The 17,613-nt window shown below is 52.3% G+C and carries 16 protein-coding genes; 4 read left to right on the forward strand and 12 right to left on the reverse strand.

The annotated features are described in order from the left end of the window. Positions 1-16: 16 nt before the first annotated feature. On the reverse strand, positions 17-325 hold the full coding sequence (rpsJ, locus tag EKM91_RS08990; RefSeq protein WP_054717647.1) for a 30S ribosomal protein S10: 309 nt from the start codon (positions 323-325) through the stop codon (positions 17-19). A gap of 326 nt (positions 326-651) precedes the next feature. On the opposite strand from rpsJ, the gene EKM91_RS08995 reads away from it, so the two are divergent. Continuing rightward, complete coding sequence (locus EKM91_RS08995) at positions 652-1,209, forward strand: cysteine hydrolase family protein (protein ID WP_125753040.1); 558 nt, start codon at positions 652-654, stop codon at positions 1,207-1,209. Positions 1,210-1,335: 126 nt separating this feature from the next. Next, on the forward strand, positions 1,336-2,202 hold the full coding sequence (locus EKM91_RS09000; protein ID WP_125752997.1) for a DegV family protein: 867 nt from the start codon (positions 1,336-1,338) through the stop codon (positions 2,200-2,202). Between the two features lie 51 nt (positions 2,203-2,253). On the opposite strand, the gene EKM91_RS09005 is transcribed toward EKM91_RS09000, so the two are convergent. The 6 genes from EKM91_RS09005 to EKM91_RS09030 all read right to left on the reverse strand — a co-directional run bounded on the left by EKM91_RS09005 (position 2,254) and on the right by EKM91_RS09030 (position 8,656). Beyond that, the gene (locus EKM91_RS09005; protein ID WP_125753000.1) at positions 2,254-3,540 is read right to left on the reverse strand and encodes an MFS transporter; all 1,287 of its coding nucleotides are present in this window, start codon (positions 3,538-3,540) and stop codon (positions 2,254-2,256) included. Between the two features lie 17 nt (positions 3,541-3,557). Beyond that, complete coding sequence (gene leuD, locus EKM91_RS09010) at positions 3,558-4,142, reverse strand: 3-isopropylmalate dehydratase small subunit (protein WP_125753003.1); 585 nt, start codon at positions 4,140-4,142, stop codon at positions 3,558-3,560. A 148-nt stretch (positions 4,143-4,290) separates the two neighbouring features. Next, on the reverse strand, positions 4,291-5,667 hold the full coding sequence (gene leuC / locus EKM91_RS09015; protein ID WP_379896288.1) for a 3-isopropylmalate dehydratase large subunit: 1,377 nt from the start codon (positions 5,665-5,667) through the stop codon (positions 4,291-4,293). A gap of 19 nt (positions 5,668-5,686) precedes the next feature. Continuing rightward, positions 5,687-6,727: a 3-isopropylmalate dehydrogenase gene (gene leuB / locus EKM91_RS09020; protein WP_125753006.1), complete on the reverse strand. Its 1,041-nt coding sequence runs from the start codon at positions 6,725-6,727 to the stop codon at positions 5,687-5,689. 280 nt (positions 6,728-7,007) lie between these two features. Further along, complete coding sequence (locus EKM91_RS09025) at positions 7,008-7,811, reverse strand: fumarylacetoacetate hydrolase family protein (protein WP_125753009.1); 804 nt, start codon at positions 7,809-7,811, stop codon at positions 7,008-7,010. Further along, entirely contained in the window at positions 7,808-8,656 is an 849-nt protein-coding gene (locus EKM91_RS09030) for a metallophosphoesterase family protein (RefSeq protein WP_125753012.1), read from the reverse strand. The genes EKM91_RS09025 and EKM91_RS09030 overlap by 4 nt, the downstream gene beginning before the upstream one ends. 110 nt (positions 8,657-8,766) lie before the next feature. Here EKM91_RS09030 and EKM91_RS09035 point away from each other — a divergent pair, with 110 nt between their 5' ends. Next, complete coding sequence (locus EKM91_RS09035; protein WP_125753015.1) at positions 8,767-9,558, forward strand: alpha/beta hydrolase fold domain-containing protein; 792 nt, start codon at positions 8,767-8,769, stop codon at positions 9,556-9,558. Between the two features lie 92 nt (positions 9,559-9,650). On the opposite strand, the gene metF is transcribed toward EKM91_RS09035, so the two are convergent. Then, entirely contained in the window at positions 9,651-10,523 is an 873-nt protein-coding gene (gene metF, locus EKM91_RS09040; RefSeq protein WP_125753019.1) for a methylenetetrahydrofolate reductase [NAD(P)H], read from the reverse strand. After that, entirely contained in the window at positions 10,501-12,777 is a 2,277-nt protein-coding gene (gene metE, locus EKM91_RS09045; protein WP_125753022.1) for a 5-methyltetrahydropteroyltriglutamate--homocysteine S-methyltransferase, read from the reverse strand. Before metE ends, metF begins: the two co-directional genes overlap by 23 nt. Positions 12,778-13,239: 462 nt before the next feature. Here metE and EKM91_RS09050 point away from each other — a divergent pair, with 462 nt between their 5' ends. Beyond that, entirely contained in the window at positions 13,240-14,040 is an 801-nt protein-coding gene (locus tag EKM91_RS09050) for an alpha/beta hydrolase (protein WP_164508519.1), read from the forward strand. Positions 14,041-14,111: 71 nt separating this feature from the next. Here EKM91_RS09050 and pgmB read toward each other — a convergent pair whose 3' ends face one another. The 3 genes from pgmB to EKM91_RS09065 form a co-directional block, all read right to left on the reverse strand. Beyond that, a complete protein-coding gene (gene pgmB, locus EKM91_RS09055; RefSeq protein ID WP_125753028.1) occupies positions 14,112-14,774 on the reverse strand; it encodes a beta-phosphoglucomutase in 663 nt (220 codons plus the stop codon). A gap of 10 nt (positions 14,775-14,784) precedes the next feature. Beyond that, on the reverse strand, positions 14,785-16,425 hold the full coding sequence (locus EKM91_RS09060; RefSeq protein ID WP_125753031.1) for an alpha-glucosidase: 1,641 nt from the start codon (positions 16,423-16,425) through the stop codon (positions 14,785-14,787). 140 nt (positions 16,426-16,565) lie between these two features. After that, a complete protein-coding gene (locus EKM91_RS09065; protein ID WP_125753034.1) occupies positions 16,566-17,531 on the reverse strand; it encodes a LacI family DNA-binding transcriptional regulator in 966 nt (321 codons plus the stop codon). Positions 17,532-17,613 lie beyond the last annotated feature (82 nt).

A 17,613-nucleotide genomic window follows, 5' to 3' on the forward strand; every position in this document is an offset into this window, starting at 1 on the left:
CCTCCAATGCTATAAATTATAATTTGATTTCAATGTCAACGCCGCTTGGCAAGTCGAGCTTCATTAAAGCATCAACTGTCTTCGGGGTTGGGTTTACGATGTCGATCAGACGCTTATGAGTGCGCATTTCGAATTGTTCACGGGAATCCTTGTACTTATGCGGGGAACGCAGCACCGTATAAAGTGTCCGTTCGGTTGGCAGTGGGATCGGACCCGAGATTTGCGCACCAGTGCGCTTAGCGGTATCAACGATCTTATCTGCAGATTGATCAAGAATCCGGTGTTCGTATGCCTTTAGGCGGATCCGAATCTTTTGTTTTGCCATTGTGTGACCTCCTTCGTCCATTATCATTAGTAGACTAGCTCCGTGGGAATTCCCGACACGCTGCCGTGGCAAAGCGGCCGGGCGTGTCGCAACCTCTCACATCCTTGCTACCTCGGCTCCCAATGAGCCAAAAGTGCATAGTGATCCATCACAGATTACACAGCACTTGACTAGTATACAAAAACTCACCGCCTAGGGCAAGCTTTTTTTACTGATTATTTGCTCGAAAATGCCGCTGGCATGGGTCTGTCTTCTAGTCGGCGCCACTGTGGTTTGCCTTGACAACCGTATCTTGACAGTGTACGTTGGCTGTAACCTATTTGGAGGTGGCATCCTTGACTAAAGCCTTATTGATTATCGATTATACCAACGATTTTGTCGCTGACCAAGGCGCCCTCACCTGTGGCGCTGTCGGTCAAGTCCTACAACAGCCCATCGCCGATTTGGCCCAATCTTTTGTTGAGGCTGGCGAATTTGTCTTCTTGCCAACTGACGTTCACACCCCACAAGACCCTTACCACCCTGAAACCAAGTTGTTCCCGCCTCACAATGTCCGCGATTCTTGGGGCCGGGAACTGTTTGGGGCCGTGAACACTTGGTATCAAGCGGCCAAGGCTAATGACCATGTGCGCTTGTTTGATAAAACCCGCTACTCCAGTTTTGCCGGTACCCCATTGGATCTGTGGCTGCGTGAACGGCAAGTCGATGAGTTGCATCTGACCGGGGTTTGTACCGATATTTGTGTCTTGCACACGGCTGTAGATGCGTATAACCTGAATTACCCCTTAGTGATCCACCAAGATGCCGTTGCGACTTTCAAACCTGGCGGCCAAGCATGGGCAATCGATCACTTCAAGACGGTTTTGAACGCGACGATCATCTAGTGTCTTTATAATAGAAGGAAAACGTGCCGGTAGCATTTTTTTATGACTCCGGGGCGTTTTTCTTTGTAATTAGCCGGCACTATGCTTAACATGGGGGTAGCAATTAACCAAGAAAGTTGGAAACCTATGAGTAAGATCGCGATCGTCACTGACAGCACCGCCTATCTCGAACCTGAACAAATTGCCGGTTTGCCGATCCGCATCGTCACGACACCGTTAGTCGTAGGCGGGGAAACTTTTAATGAAGGCGTCGATATCACGCCGGAAGAGTTTTATGCCAAGATGCGGGCAGCTAAGGATTTTCCCCACACCTCACAACCGCGTTTGGCGGATGTCTTAGCCGTTCATGCTGAGCTGCGTCAATCCGGCTTTGATACCGTCTTGAATATTTACTTATCCAAAACCATCTCAGGGATCCACGACACTGTCCAAGCCGCCGCCAGTGAGATCAAAGATCAGCATGTGGTGGTCTATGATTCCCAGATCACGGTGATCTTAATGGGCGAGCTGGTGTTGACGGCAGGCAAAATGGCTGCGGCTGGCGCGAGTTTGGAGGCCATCATCGCCCGGTTGGACCAACTGCGCCAGACGATGAATGAATACTTTATCGTCAATGACTTGATGCACTTGGTGCGCGGCGGGCGGCTCAGCAATACCGCCGGCATGCTGGGCAGCATGCTGCACATCAAACCGCTCTTAACGTTTGACGCAACGCATAAAATCGTTGTCGCAGAAAAAGTACGCACATTGACCCGCGCTTACACGCGGGTGGAAGAACTTTTTGCCGCCGCGATCACCCAAGCTCCGCACCCGCTGAAAGTTTGGGTGATCGATGCCGGGATCCCCAATGAAGCCGCGCAATGGCAGCGCAGCTTACAAGCTGAATTCCCGCAAGCCACGATCGAGCGCTCTTATTTTGGTCCGGCGATCACCACGCATATTGGTGAAAAGGCGATCGCCTTAGCCTGGATGCAAGACCCAAACCGCGATTGAATCAAAAAAGCCGAGCGCTGAGCGCTCGGCTTTTTTGATGACGTCGTGTTCCTATTTGATCTCTTTGGCGGTGGTTTCTGGTCCGAAGAAGCCGACGACTGCCGCTGCGATCACCGCCATGCCGGCGATCCCATAAAAGATCGCACTTGGCGACACTTGGGTGATCAAAAACGCCACAACGGTAGGCATCAGCACATTCAGCAACTTGGCGACCGCATTGGCGATACCGGCGCCGCGGAAGCGATACTTGGTTTCAAACAGTTCATTGGTATAAACCGAGATCACTGACGCCATTAAGATGTAAAACGTCGTCGTCAACAGCATCCCATTGATGATCGTCCCGACTGTGGTGGTTTCATAAGCATAGGCGATGCCTAAGATCGCGGTAGCTAAAAACGTCGTCACGATCAACTTCTTGCGACCGGTACGTTCCACTAAGACGGTCCCGATCGTCGCGCCGATCGGTGCCCCTAACATCATCACGGCTGAAAAACCGATCGAAGAAAAGATGCTGATCCCGCGCCGCACCAGCAATGTTGGCACCCAAGAAGTGAACGTGTACTGGCATAGTAATGCCGCTCCTACTGCCACGCTGGCAACAAACACGCCGCGGCCAAAGCTGACTTTAACACGCCGTTCGTCTTCGTTTTTCTCGGTAATGTCATACATGCCATTCACGTTGAGCTGATCGACGATCGCTTGGGCTTCTTTTTCACGTCCGCGTGCGATCAGCCAACGCGGAGATTCTGGGAAGTTGTGGCGGGCAAACCATAAAATGATCGCCGCAATCCCCATCACGATAAACATCGAACGCCAACCTACATTAGGCACCATAAACGTGGCCACTAACAACGTGATCGGCGCTCCGGCATTAGCTACGATCGCGATCATCCCTGACCAAAAGCCGCGGCGATTGACTGGGGCAAATTCGTTGACCACCGCATATCCGGTGACGATCTCTGCGCCTAGCCCGACAGCTGCAAAGAAGCGGCAGATGATCATCCAAGTGACACTCGGCATGAACGCTGAGATAAAGGTAAACACCCCAAACAACAACAGGTTAAATTGATACGAACGCCGCCGGCCATAGAAATCGCCGATATACCCGGCCAACAAGGAACCGACAAACAATCCCAAAAACCCTGCAGACAAGAACATCGAGCCTTGGGCCACTGTGGCAAACTTGTCGTTCATCATTGCGGTATTGATCGCGCTGGCCATATACACATCAGCCGCGTCCAGGAATATCCCAATCCCCGCCAAGGTAAAGACTTTATAAAAAAGCGGTGATTCCTTGGCGTAATTCATTTGTGTTTCTATGGTCGTATTGGCTTCCATAATAAGTTCCTGCTTTCTTATTTAAACACTGGCCGCCGGGCCTCATAAGCTTCGATCTGTTTTTCATACTGTTGCGTCAAGCTGATATCATCTTGCCCTTTCAAGAACTTTTCTTTCCAAGTGGCATTGATATCAAAATGAAAAACATGGTCGCGGAAGCTGACGGTTTGCGCGGCTAAATCGATCGTCACCTTTTCATCTGCTTGGCATTCGCGCAAGATCGCGCGATCCGCTTCTGGCAAAATGATCGGCAACAGCCCATTTTTAGTCGCGTTCATGAAGAAAATATCGGAAAATCCGCCGGCGATCACGGCGCGAAAACCATAATCAGTCAATGCCCAAACCGCGTGTTCTCGACTTGACCCGCAACCGAAGTTATTCCCAGTGATCAAGATCGTGGCGCCAGCATGTGCTTTTTGGTTCAACGGAAAATCCATCTTCTTAGTCCCGTCTTCGTTGTAGCGCCATGGGTAAAAGGCGCTGATCCCAAAACCGGTCCGCAAGATATTCTTCAAGAATTGCTTGGGGATCAAGATATCGGTATCGATATCATCATTGGGGATCACGATGGCTTTACTGGTTTCTTTTACAAAAGCTTCCATAAGATGATGTCCTCCTAAAGATCGCTTGTCTGGGCCTGCTATGTATGCCCAATATGGGCGGTGGTACATTATGGGTGCTCGCAATGCGAGGCGGTGGTGCATTATGTTTGCAGGCCGATGGGACAAACCGATCGACGATGGTAATAACTCAGGCGTTGATTGCTTGCTTGGAAATATCGACGAAATGCCCTGCCACCGCGGCAGCTGCGACCATGGCTGGGCTGGCCAAATGGGTCCTGGCACCGGCGCCTTGGCGGCCTTCAAAGTTACGGTTGGAAGTCGAAGCGCAATGCTTGCCTGCCGGGATCTTATCTGGGTTCATGGCTAAGCATGCCGAACATCCTGGTTCGCGCCATTCACAACCGGCATCGATAAAGGTTTGCGCGATACCTTCTTCCATACAGCGATTACGGACTGCCCGAGACCCTGGCACGACCCACGCAGTGATGTTAGGCGCAATATGTTTGCCTTTCATAAAGGCGGCAGCGGTTTTTAAGTCTTCATAGCGGCCGTTGGTACAAGAACCAATGAAGACATAATCTAAGGGGATCTCTTCTGCGGTCATGCCGGGATGCAGGCCAATGTATTGATACGCTTTTTTGTCATCTTCATCGGCGATCTCTGGCAGCGTGCTGCGCACAGATGTTGCCATGCCTGGATTCGTCCCCCAAGTGATCATCGGGGCAAGCGTTGAGACATCAAATTCGATCACCTTATCAAAGTCAGCTTCTGAATCTGTCTTGTACTTTTGCCAATATTCGATGGCTTTGGCCATGTCTTTAGGGGCGTATTCGCGGCCGGCGACATAATCATAAGTGGTCGCATCTGGCGCGACCATCCCCGTTTTCGACCCGCCTTCGATACACATGTTGCAAATCGTCATGCGCCCTTCCATGGACATCGCATCGATCGTTGGCCCATAAAATTCCATCGCATAGCCTTGGCCAACGGCAACGCCATACTTGCCAATGATCCCCATGATAATGTCTTTGGCAAAAACGTTATGCGGCAGTTGACCGGTGACCTTGACGCCTAAGGTCTTGGGCTTGGTTTGCCAAATCGTTTGAGTGGCTAACACATGCTCCACTTCAGAAGTCCCGATCCCAAAAGCCAATGCCCCAAACGCGCCATGTGTCGAGGTATGCGAATCGCCACAAACAATGGTTTTTCCTGGTTGAGTCAAGCCGCGCTCTGGGCCAACGACATGGACGATGCCTTGGCGGGAGTCACCGATCTTGGCTAAGGTGATCCCAAATTCCTGACAGTTCTTCTTTAAGGTGTCGATTTGGGCTTTAGCGATCGTATCTTGAATGTTGAAGATGTTTTCAGTGGGCACATCATGATCCATCGTCCCAAAGGTCAGATCCGGGCGGCGCACCTTGCGATGATTGATCCGCAACCCTTCAAACGCTTGCGGTGACGTAACTTCATGAATCAACTGCAAATCGATGTAAAGCAGTTGGGGATCACCCGGTTCTCCGGCGATCACATGGTCTTGCCAAAGTTTGTCAAACATAGTTGTCATAACACATTGCCTTCTTTCATTAGATCCTTGCGATGATCGCGTCAGTCACATCTTGATTCGTTGCGCTGCCACCCAGATCAGGGGTGGTGATCCCAGCGGCGATCACAGCGTCACAAGCGGCTTCGATCGCTTGGGCCATGGCGTTGGCTTGGAATGAGTACTGCGCCATCATGGCGACACTTTTGATCATGGCGATCGGGTTGGCGATGCCTTTGCCGGCAATATCCGGTGCCGAGCCATGGATCGGTTCATAAAGGTTGGGCCCGCTGGCCCCTGCTGACATTGAAGGGATCGTGCCGATCGAGCCGGTGATCTGCGCCGCTTCATCAGAGAGGATATCCCCAAACAAGTTGGCGGTGATGATCACATCAAACGCTGTCGGCGCGGTCATGATCGCCATGGTGGTGGCATCGATGTAGCGGTAGTCGACGCTGACTTTTGGGAAGCGCTTGGCGATGCGCTCAGCCGTCGCCCGCCAAAACTTCGAGGTGGCCAACACATTGGATTTATCGACGATCGTGACATGTTGCTTGCGCTGCATCGCCAATTGGAAGCCCGTGTTCATGATGCGTTCGACTTCTGCTTGACTGTAATACATGGTATCGATCGCATGATCTGCCGCCAGCTCGCGCGGTTTGCCGAAATACGCGCCGGAAGTCAACTCGCGGGCGATCACAAAATCAGTACCGGCAACGATCTCTGGCTTGATCGGCGACGCATCGATTTGGGCATCGCTGACTTTAGTCGGGCGGATATTGGCATATAATTGCAAGGCTTGGCGAATCGCCAGCAAGCCGGCTTCTGGCCGCTTTGGCGCAGCGTCCCATTTGGGCCCGCCGATGGCTGCTAGTAAGATCGCATCGGCGGCTTTGGCGCCATCGATCGTGGCTTGCGGCAAGGGTTCGCCGCAAGCGTCGATCGCCGCGCCGCCAAATGGATAAGCTGTCGTCTCATAATCGAAATCATATTTGGCGGCGGCGTGTTGCAAGACGGCCAGCGCACTCGCCATAATTTCAGGACCGATATAATCCCCCGCTAAGACTGCAATGTGGTGTGTCATGTGTTGCTCCTCTCTATTAACAAAAAAATTCGACTAGTCCTGGTCAAGTTGACCAAAGCTAGTCGAACAGAAGTTGTTGGCTAGCCACCGGTAACGTCGGTGACCAGCATGAAAAGTGGGCACCGACTATTTCAACACGCGGGTGCTCAACAACAAGGCTACAATAATGGCATTGACATGATCAAAATGATTAGCTTGTTTCATGATCGTAACCTCCTGTGAATTAAGTATGGTGTAATATTAACGCCTTCTCATTTTGCTGTCAACGGTTTTTCATAATTTATTCAGAAAAGGTCAAGCTCAGCTTGCCTAAGCCATCGACTTCACCGGTCAAACGATCCCCAGGCTTCAAGAAAATCGCCGGGTCATGGCCGACTCCAGTCCCCACTGGCGTCCCCATAAACAACAAGTCGCCTGGCTGCAGCGCGACGATCTGCGATAAGTAATGGATCAACGCTGCGGGATCAAAGATCATTTGCGCCAACGGGGCGTGTTGCATCACCACGTCATTCACCTTGGTGGTGATCGTCAACGCCTTGAGGTCAGCGATTTCATCTGGTGTGGTCAGCCATGGGCCGATCGGGGCGAAGTTTTCAAAGGACTTGCCTAAAGAAAACTGGGCCGGATCATTGGCCATTTGTACATCGCGATCAGATAAGTCTTCGCCGACCATATACCCGGCAATGTGGGCAGGCGCATCGGCAACGGCAATATTGCGCCCTCCTGTACCGATCAAAACGACCAGTTCGGTTTCCCAATCTGTGCGCGGGCCATGCATTTGCACGTTGGCCACTGGTCCGGTGATCGCACTGGCAAACTTGGTAAAGATCGATGGGGTCTTAGGAATGGCGAAGTGCAGTTCTTGAGAATGGGCCGCAAAATTCATCCCGATGGCAAACAACTGCCCCGGGTGGGTGATCGGCGCTTGCAGCTCACTGTCTTTAAACGCCTGCTCAACCCCTAATTGCCAAGCATCGCGCCCAGCTTGTTGAGCGGCTAACACATCCTCGAAGTTCGTGATGGCCTGACCAGTATGGTCGCCAGTCAAAACCAATGGTTGGTGGTGCAAACGGGCAATTTTCATCGTGAAGACTCCTTTTTATGATAGTAGCGAGCGACTTGTTCAACATAATGGTGCGCGGCATTGACTTGGCGCAGCAAATCGCGATCATGGGTGATGGTATTGCCGCTTTCACGCAAAAACGCATACTGCGAGAAATACGGCAGGTGGCGGTGTTGGGCGAGCTGGATCTCTTGTTGGCGATCATAATCGACTTTGCAAAAGGCCACCTCGATGCGGCCGGCATCGTCGATCGACAATCGCGCATAATGCGCCCGCTGATCGGCAAAAAAGCGCGGCCATAAGCTGTACGGCTGCCCCACAGCGCCTGGATTGATCACGAGTTGGCCGCTGCTAGTGGTGCGCATGACTTGCTGATGGGTGTGCCCATAAACGGCAATATCGACGTTTTTGGGCACTAACTCGTCGAAATTTTGCTGCGGCTGGGCGGGATACAAACTGTAGCCTTCGTCTTGATCTGGCAAGTTGTGCGTGGCTTGGATCCGCACCCCGTTGACGGTCATCAGCTGCTTCAACGGTGCTTGGGCAATTTTTTCCAGCATCCCTTTGGCGGCATGGTCGTTGAGATAAGCACTCAAGCGGGCCAGATAGATCGCCCCTGGATCATCAAGATCAAAATCTCCAGCCAGCATGGCCAAAACGGCATCTTCCCAATTGCCGCGCAGCCACACTTGCGGCTTGACGGCAAGCAGCTGCTGATAAAGCTCTCCGGCCCCTGGCCCTGGCAAAAACAAATCGCCTAAAAACCAGTATGCCGTCACATGGTGCGCCAAGGCATCTGCCAATACTGCCGTCAGTGCGCCGACATTACCATGGATATCTGCCAGCAACGCGATTTTTTGTTTCATGCGCTTCACCTCGTGCGTCCATTGTAACCGTCACACTTAAAATTTGCCATCTTCACCCCAGGCGCCTATGCTGGAGGTGGCAGCAGAGATAACTTAAGGAGGCGGTCTTTATGGCGGCAAAAACGATCCTCAATGTTTATTATGATGACACCCATCAACTCGCTTTAGACCTTTACCCCACTCGCGGACCAGCGCGTGCTGGGGTGATCGTGATCCATGGCGGCGGCTGGTTTCGCGGCGATAAACGCAAGGAAAGCGATTGGGCCAATCGCCTCAACGCCCGCGGCTTTTATGTGATCGCCCCAAATTATCGCGAAGGCGCCCAAGGCCACTACCCGGCGCCGTTGGCGGATATGGACAAGTTATGGGACTGGATCCACCGCCGCGACTTGCCATTCAACCGCCGGGCACTAGCCGTTGTTGGCGCCAGTGCCGGCGGCAACTTAGCCGTGGAAATGGCGTTAAAATATGGGATCCCCGGGGTCAGCTTATCCGGGATCTTAGACATCGCCGATTGGCTCGGCCAACACCGCGATGTCATCGCCAAACAAGGTGATACCAGCAACTTCGGTACTGCCGCTTCCAATACGATCAATCAATCCGGGGCCAACGATGCGTTTTATAAGTGGTTCATCACCAACTATTTACCTGACCCAGCAGATTATGTCGCAGCGACACCAGCCAAGCATGTCACTAGTACCAGTGGACCCATGTATCTGGCCAATTCACTCAATGAATTCGTCCCCACGAGCGGCGTCGCGGAGTTATCTGGCGCTTTAGGCCAAGCCGGGATCCCGCACAGCACCCGGATGCTGGCCGGCAGCCGGCATGGTGAAGGGTACCTTGATGATGTCTTTGCAGATACCACCGGCTTTTTGGAACACACATTAGGGCTAAAGTGAACACGGCCTTTGATGGCACCTTTACTGCCCGCCACGCAAATAGCGCGAACAATGCCGCCAACCGGCTTGTCCGCGCTATTTGTTTGGTTGCGTTAGACCCGCACTAAACTGCGGGTAGCTTCCACGATCCGCTTGGCAACTGTCGGGTTATCCATCGTATAAATATGGATCCCGTCAACGCCATGGACTAAGAGATCCACGATTTGGTCGATCGCATAGGCAATACCTGCATCGCGCATCGCAATCGGATTGTCGGCGTAACGGGCCATCATCGAGACGAATTTATCCGGCAGGCTGACCCCGCCCATTTTCGCCATACGCTGGATCTGGCGTTGATTCAAGACTGGCATGATCCCGGCTTCGATCGGGACATTGATGCCTGCTTGGCGACAATTTTTCGTAAAATCATAAAAAACTTGATTGTCGAAAAACAACTGCGAGATCAATTGGGTCGCGCCGGCATCGACTTTCAACTTGAGATGTGCAATGTCATCTGCCGTATTTTTTGATTCAGGGTGGCACTCAGGATAGCAAGCGCCGATCACATTGAAATCCCCATACTGACAAATGTGGCGCACCAAGTCATTGGCATGCGGAAAATCATTGCTGACGCGGCCATCTTTGGGGATATCGCCGCGCAGCGCCAAAATATTTTCGATCCCATGAGTGGCAAATTGGTCAAGCAACTCATCGACTTGGGCGCCAGTCAGTTGCGCCGCAGGCAAATGCGCTACGGGTTCGATCCCATATTCGCTTTTGATCAAACTGGCGATTTCTAACGTTCCTGCTTGGCGTTTGGTGCCGCCAGCGCCAAACGTCACCGATACGAAGTCCGGGTCAAGTTGACTCAACGCATCCATGGTGCCATAGATCCGCGTAAAGTCGATCGAAGGTGATTTGCGCCTGGGAGGAAACACCTCAAAGGAAATCACCTGATGGGCTTTAAACAGTTGGTTGACTTTCATGCAATTCCTCCCGCACCTGTTGCACTGCGGTCACCATGTTCTTCAAGCTGGCAACCGTTTCCGGCTCTTCACGTGTCTTCAAGCCGCAATCCGGGTTGATCCAGACATTTTGCAACGGGATGCGCGCTAAGATCTTATGGATGATCGCGACGATTTCGTCAACGGATGGGACACGTGGTGAATGGATATCGTAAACGCCAGGGCCCACATGCGTTTCAAAATGCGTATCATGCAAGACATCCAGCAAGGTCAGATCCGCCCGTGCCGCTTCAAATGAGATCACATCAGCATCCAAGGCATCGATGGCTTTGATGATGTCTTGAAACTCGGAATAGCACATATGCGTATGGATCTGCGTCGTTGGCTTGACGGCTGCAGCGGTCAAGCGAAAGGCCGGCACAGCCCAGTCAAGGTATTTGGTATACCAGTCCTTTTTGCGCAGCGGCAGATTTTCACGCAAAGCCGGCTCGTCGATTTGAATGATCTTGATGCCATTTTTTTCAAGATCCAGCACTTCATCTTGTAATGCCAAGGCGATTTGTTCCGTCGACAACTTGGCAGACACATCTGCTCGTGGGAAAGACCAGTTCAAGATCGTCACCGGCCCTGTCAGCATCCCCTTGACCAGCTTATCCGTTTGGCTTTGCGCATAAACCGTTTCGGCTACGGTGATCGGATGAGTCCGGGCGACATCGCCCCAAATGATCGGCGGCTTCACGCCGCGCGTCCCGTAAGATTGGACCCAGCCGTTTTCGGTAAAGCGGAAGCCTTCCAGGTTTTCACCAAAGTATTCGACCATGTCATTGCGTTCGAATTCCCCATGCACTAACACGTCCAACCCGAGGTCTGTTTGGATCTTCAACCAGCGGCGCGTTTCAGCATGGTTGAATTCAGTATATTGCGCTTCGGTGATCTCGCCTTTGCGCAACTGAGCGCGGTTTTTTCGCACCGCTGCAGTTTGAGGGAAAGAGCCGATCGTCGTCGTCGGCAGATCCGGTAAGTGCAGCGCTTCTGCTTGCAATTGCAGCCGCGTTTGCCGATCAGGCTGGCGGGTATAGTCGGCCGGCTTAAGGGCGGCGATCTTCGCGTTTAACGCCGCATTTTCTTCATACCGCGGGGTGGCAAACAGCGCTTGATTAGCTTGATAAGCAGCATGTTTGGTGCCGGTCGTCCGGATCGCGTCTAAATCAGCCAACTCTTGCAGCTTTTCTTCAGCAAAGGCCAAATATTGCAGTTCATTGGCGGGGATCTTAGTTTCGTTGCGGGTCGTGTAAGGCACATGCAACAGGCTCGTTGACGTGGACAACACGGCATTATCAGGCAATTTAGCCAATAAGTCTAAAGTCGCTTGATAATTGGTCCGCCAAATATTTTTCCCGTTGATCACGCCGGCAAACAGCGTCTTATCTGCGGGGAACGGGTGTTTAGCCAAGACGGCTAAATTCTCTTGGCCTTCGATAAAGTCCAGCCCTAACCCATCAAAATCTAATGCCGTCAAGGTGTCAAAGCTGTCGCGAACATCACCAAAATACGTTTGCGCTAACACAGACAAGTGGCCTTTAGCTGCCAAGATCGGCGTATACAATTGCTTGAACAGCGCCAAATCGGCATCGGTTTGGTCATAAACCAAGGCCGGTTCGTCGAGTTGCACCCATTTGGCCCCTAACGCAGCCAGCTTCGCCAAGATCTCGGTGTAAGCTTGGATCAAAGCAGCCACAAAATCAGCCGGTTTGCGGCCATCCAAGAAGCGGCTCAAGCGCAACAAGGTGTATGGACCGACTAAGGTTGGCCGGGCGTTGATCCCTTGCGCTTGGGCTTCTTGGAACTGGTCAAATAATTGCCAATCGCCGACTTTGATCTGCGTATCCGCATCAAATTCCGGCGTCAGGTAATGATAGTTGGTATTGAACCACTTCTTCATCGGCAAGGCTTTAACATCTCCGGTGTCGCCTTGATAGCCGCGCGCCAAGGCAAAATATTCTGCCAAGTCATCTAAGTGCAAGTCGCGATACCGCTTTGGCACGATGTTCAATAACTTGGCAGTATCCAAGGTCGTATCAAAAAAGCTGAAATCGCCAGTCGGGATCTGATCGATCCCTGCTGCTGCGATCGTTTGCCAATTTTTAGCGCGCAGCTGCCGAGCAGTTTCTTGCAGTTCTTCTGCTGTTAGCAAGTGCTTAAAATATTTCTGAGTCGCAAACTTCAATTCACGATGTTCACCGATACGGGGATACCCAATAATTGTTTTTGTCATGATAATCTCCTCCTTGATCAAAAGAAAAAGCCGTCCTTAACGCGATCGCGTCAAGGACGGCTGAGCCGTGGTACCACCTTGGTTTGCACCAGGCTTGTGCCTGAGTGCCTCAATAGGTCCAAAAAGACCGTAACGCTGTAATGGGCGTACCCATGTCAGCTTCACCACAGCTCAGCCAACAGCGCAAACCAAGACCATCTTCACACGTTGCGCCTTGTCGTCTCGCACCAATGACAACTCTCTGAGAAGGAAGCAGATCGTGTTACTCATCTTTTAATCGCTTTTTTATATTGGACTCATCATAACGACATTGGCATAACATGTCAACTAAAATTGCATATTTTTATCGGCATATCTTTAAGATTTTCTCGATCGGTGGGCTTAGCCTGCAGTTTTGGGTATGCTAAAGGTATTGCAAATGTGAAAGGAGTCACGATGCGCCGTTTTTGCTGCTTGGTCTTTTTGCTCGTCATCAGTTGGGTCACCGTCCCGCAAACTGCCGTGCACGCCACGACTCAACCCGTCACCGTTTATCTGCATGGCCATAATGGCAATCGTCATTCGATGCTGGCCTTAATGGCCGCTGCAAAACGGCAAAAACAAGCCACACCAGCGTTAGTGATGACCGTCAGCGCCGCTGGCCAAGTCACCTGTTATGGTCAGCTGACCGCCCATACCCCGCGGCCGCTGGTGCAAGTGGTGTTTTTGGATCGTCATGAGTTGGATTATCACCGCTTGCGGCGGTGGCTTTACAATGTGCTGGCGACCCTCAACAGCCGCTACGGTGTGCGCCAAGTCAACTTGGTCGCTCATTCACTCGGCAACACCGCCGTATTGTTTTACTTATTGCGCTGGGGCAACGACGCCCACCTGCCGCAAGTGGCCAAGTGGGTCAGCATTGCCGGCAACTTTGATGGGATCGCCGGCATGCATCTGCAACCGCAACACAATCACCTCAATGCCAACGGCCGCCCCCACTTGCTGGCGCCAGCCTTCCGCCAAGCCATGCTTTGGCGTGATCGCTTCCCAGCAGTCGCCATCTTAAATATCTATGGCAATTTAGCCGATGGGTCGGCTTCTGATGGCCGTATCTTAAACGCCTCATCGCGCGCGTTAGGGTTTCTTGTGGCTGGCCGTGCCGCCAGTTATACCGAGCGCCGCTTCAGCGGACCAGCAGCACAACACAGCCGCTTGCGTGAAAATCCGCAAGTGGCCACTGCGGCCAATGACTTTCTTTGGCCAGCCAGTGTTCGTTCAAACTGATACCGGTATCCACCGGCAGCTAAAAAGGTGCGCATAAACGCACCTTTTTTGGTTTGCCCTGATAACTGTTTTTACTGTGCGGTAAACGCTTGTTGCAGCGCGGCAAAATTCAACGCTGCCGTAGTGGGCACGACCACGTCTGCAGCTGCCAATACGGTTGCATCGCCGATCCCCACGGCAAATTGATGCGCGGCTTTGATCGCCGCGACGCCTGCGCTGGCATCTTCAAAACTCATCACTTCATCTGCAGCCAAATGCAGCGTCTCAGCCGCCTTGATGAAGATCTCAGGATCAGGCTTGCCGTGCTGCAAACTGTCTGGATCCACGATCCCGGCAAAACGGTCCATCAATCCTAATTGCGTCAAGATCGTAGGCGCGTTTTTAGAGGCGCTGGCGATCGCCAATTGTAACCCGGCTGCTCGCGCCGCATCTAATAACGGCACGATCCCTGGCAAGATATCCGCCGGGGTCATTTGCTTGATCAGCGCTTGATAATGGGTGTTTTTAGACGCGGCCAGCGCTTGTTTTTGGGCTAAGGTGTAGTGCGTTTGCTGCCGGCCATAAGCTAAGATCAAATCCAGCGAATCCATGCGGGAACGCCCGCGCAAGGCATCGTTTGCCGCTGGCGGCAAGGTGATACCGATGCTTTTGGCTAAGTCGTTCCATGCTTGTAAGTGATACGCGGCGGAATCGGTCAAAACCCCGTCAAGATCAAAAATCAAACCTTTTAACATATTGGTCCCCCTATTTTGTCACGACTGCCCCAGCATAAGCCCCTAACGTCAGCTGGTGCGCACTGTGCTTGACGTCACCGGCAGCCAAAATTACCTGCTTGCCTGTCACGCTTAACGTCACTGGTGCTGCGCCTAAGTTGACCGCCACCAGCGCCTTTTGGGCCTTGAGTGTCCGCGAATATAAATAGACCATGGCCGGGGATTTTAACAAGCGTTCTTTGCCAGTGGTGAACAGTGGCGTTTGTTTCAATTGCAAGAGCTGCCGATAAAATGCCAACACACTGTCGGCAGCGCCGGTTTGTTGCGCCACACTGGTTGCGGCTGGGTGTTGACCTTGCAGCCACGGTGTTTGTTGACTAAAGCCATGATGGACAGACTCATCCCAAGGCATCGGCCCGCGCGCCGCAAACTTATGCGTCGCATTGACCATCGCCAGCGCTTCGGCTTCAGAATATCCCACTGCTTGGGCTTGATCCAAAAAGGCGGCCACACTCGGGTCAGCGGCATAAGCTGCAGCCGGCAGGTCCAGGTTTTGCAGGCCTAATTCTTCACCGTAATACAATAACGGCGTGCCGCGTTGTAAATACATCAACATCGCTAAACTCTTGCTGGCGGTTGGGTCATGGTGGCCGTAGCGCGTGGCCACCCGCGCCATATCATGGTTGTTCCAATATAAAACCGGCAGCGTCTTGCCTAAGCCCTGCTGCCATTGCACCTGGGTTTGTTTAAAGGCCAACGGCGCGATCGGTTTAGGCTGATAAAGCGCTGGCAAGCGTGAGTCTAAGGCCTGCTCATCATCGGCAAACATGCGAAACGAGATCACGCTGTCTAATAACCCGCTGGCTGGATCCGTATAGGCTGCCGCTTGTGCCACATCGGCGCTGGCTGCTTCGCCGAGCAAAAACGTCTCTGGATAATCCGACTTGATGCGGCTGACCAGCGGCCGCAACCACTGCTTGACCGCCGGCAGGTTGGCAATGAACGGCTCAGCCAATACCGGTTGGTCATCCGAGGCAGGAAAATCCTGGCCTAAGTCTGCTTTGGCCACGTGAATGAACGCATCTAACCGCAAGCCGTCGATGCCTTTGTCCAACCAAAACGCGGCCACATCCCCCATGGCGTAGCGCAAATTCGGATTGCGCCAGTTCAGATCAGGCATTTTGTCGTCAAACAGATGCAGGTAAGATTGCCCGCTGGCATCTGGGGCTACTGTCCACGCCGAACCGCCAAAAAAACTGCCCCAATTATTGGGCCGTTGTCCCTTTTCGCCAGCGAAAATATAATAATCACGGTACAAACTGTCGCGTGATTGCAGCGCATCTTGAAACCAAGGATGCTGATCGGACGTGTGGTTCAAGACAAAATCCAACAGCACGCGGATCCCGGCGGCGTGTAAGTCAGCGATCAAGCGTGTCATATCGGCCATCGTGCCCATTGACGGATCGATCGCGTAATAATTCGCGACATCATAGCCATTATCCACTTGTGGCGATACAAACACCGGATTCAGCCACACCGTATTGATCCCAAGGGCTTGCAAATAAGGGACTTGCTGCCTGATCCCTTCCAAGTCGCCGATCCCATCACCGTTGCTGTCATTAAATGACTTTGGGTAGATCTGATAGATGATCGCCTTTTCATACCATGCCATCGCGTCTTCCTCCTTCACCTAAGCGTAAGCGGTTACGCGGCGTTGAGCAAGGAATCTCACTCGTGTTATCGGTAACAGAATCCCCGTTTGATCAAGTGGCGGCCGCACCAAAAAAGCCCGAGCAGCGCTCGGACTTTAGGTCATGTTTGAGGCGCGCCGCCACGCATCGTGTGGCGCATGATCAATTCAGGGGTCACCAATAATTCGCCTTGCGGCGCGCCTGACTGCTGGATCTTTTGCAGCAGCATTTGCGCGACCAATTCCCCCAAACGCGTCACTGGTTGTTTGACGGTACTCAGTTTGGGGTTGGAAACTTGGTCTAAAAACACCCCATCAAAGCCGACCACGCCGTAATCTGCCGGCAAATCGCCGCCACAATGCTGGATCGCCCGCACCACACCGAGTGCCAGCCGGTCTGATGCACAAATAAACGCGGTATTCGGCGGAAACTGCGACCAGTGCGCTGTGATAAATTGTTCCGAAGCATGGCTGTGATTGCCCATGCGGTGGATCTGCGGCATGAATTGAGCTTGCTGCAAGGTGTTGATATAACCTGCTTCTCGCGAATATTCAAACGGCTCTTTCACATCGATGCCGATAAACACGATATTGGCGTAATTTTGGGCCAATGCGGCTTGCGTTGCCATTTGTGTGCCCAGCTTATTGTCCGTATCGACATAATCATAGCCGTTGCGGTTTTCACCAAACAACACCACCGGCTTTTCGAGGCGATCGATCCATTCATAATCGCTGCCGCGCGCACCGGTGATGATATAACCGTCAGCATAATCCAAGTCAAAGTTGCGATTGGTGATCAGCTGCATGGCGTATTGCTTCTCATCTAATCCTTTGGCGATGCCAAACAACAAGGTCATATAGTAAGGTTCTGTGGTATCGATGTCTTCGAGGATGAAAAACTTGATCACCTGCGTGCGGTTGTTCGCCAAGGCCTTCGCCGCCACGTTAGGCCGATAGTTCAGCTCTTTCATCGCCGAAAACACGAGCTGTTTTAATTCATCGGTCACCTGTTCCGGGTGGTTGATCACCCGCGAGACCGTCATCTTCGAAACATTGGCTTTTTTTGCCACATCGGATAACGTGATCATCGCTATTCCTCCTCGTATAGTAAAAGTTGTATCAAGTTCAAAGTTGTTCAGTCGACTTGAGCGTTGCGTGATATCCTCTAGT

Origin of the sequence: Lacticaseibacillus baoqingensis, from assembly GCF_003946165.1 — a bacterium.
Taxonomy (GTDB): Bacteria; Bacillota; Bacilli; order Lactobacillales; family Lactobacillaceae; genus Lacticaseibacillus; species Lacticaseibacillus baoqingensis.

Coding starts and splice junctions, on each gene's coding strand:
- rpsJ (WP_054717647.1), bottom strand. CDS start 325: ATGGCAAAACAAAAGATTCGGATCCGCCTAAAGGCATACGAACACCGG.
- EKM91_RS09000 (WP_125752997.1), top strand. CDS start 1,336: ATGAGTAAGATCGCGATCGTCACTGACAGCACCGCCTATCTCGAACCT.
- EKM91_RS09005 (WP_125753000.1), bottom strand. CDS start 3,540: ATGGAAGCCAATACGACCATAGAAACACAAATGAATTACGCCAAGGAA.
- leuD (WP_125753003.1), bottom strand. CDS start 4,142: ATGGAAGCTTTTGTAAAAGAAACCAGTAAAGCCATCGTGATCCCCAAT.
- leuC (WP_379896288.1), bottom strand. CDS start 5,667: ATGACAACTATGTTTGACAAACTTTGGCAAGACCATGTGATCGCCGGA.
- leuB (WP_125753006.1), bottom strand. CDS start 6,727: ATGACACACCACATTGCAGTCTTAGCGGGGGATTATATCGGTCCTGAA.
- EKM91_RS09025 (WP_125753009.1), bottom strand. CDS start 7,811: ATGAAAATTGCCCGTTTGCACCACCAACCATTGGTTTTGACTGGCGAC.
- EKM91_RS09030 (WP_125753012.1), bottom strand. CDS start 8,656: ATGAAACAAAAAATCGCGTTGCTGGCAGATATCCATGGTAATGTCGGC.
- EKM91_RS09035 (WP_125753015.1), top strand. CDS start 8,767: ATGGCGGCAAAAACGATCCTCAATGTTTATTATGATGACACCCATCAA.
- metF (WP_125753019.1), bottom strand. CDS start 10,523: ATGAAAGTCAACCAACTGTTTAAAGCCCATCAGGTGATTTCCTTTGAG.
- metE (WP_125753022.1), bottom strand. CDS start 12,777: ATGACAAAAACAATTATTGGGTATCCCCGTATCGGTGAACATCGTGAA.
- pgmB (WP_125753028.1), bottom strand. CDS start 14,774: ATGTTAAAAGGTTTGATTTTTGATCTTGACGGGGTTTTGACCGATTCC.
- EKM91_RS09060 (WP_125753031.1), bottom strand. CDS start 16,425: ATGGCATGGTATGAAAAGGCGATCATCTATCAGATCTACCCAAAGTCA.
- EKM91_RS09065 (WP_125753034.1), bottom strand. CDS start 17,531: ATGATCACGTTATCCGATGTGGCAAAAAAAGCCAATGTTTCGAAGATG.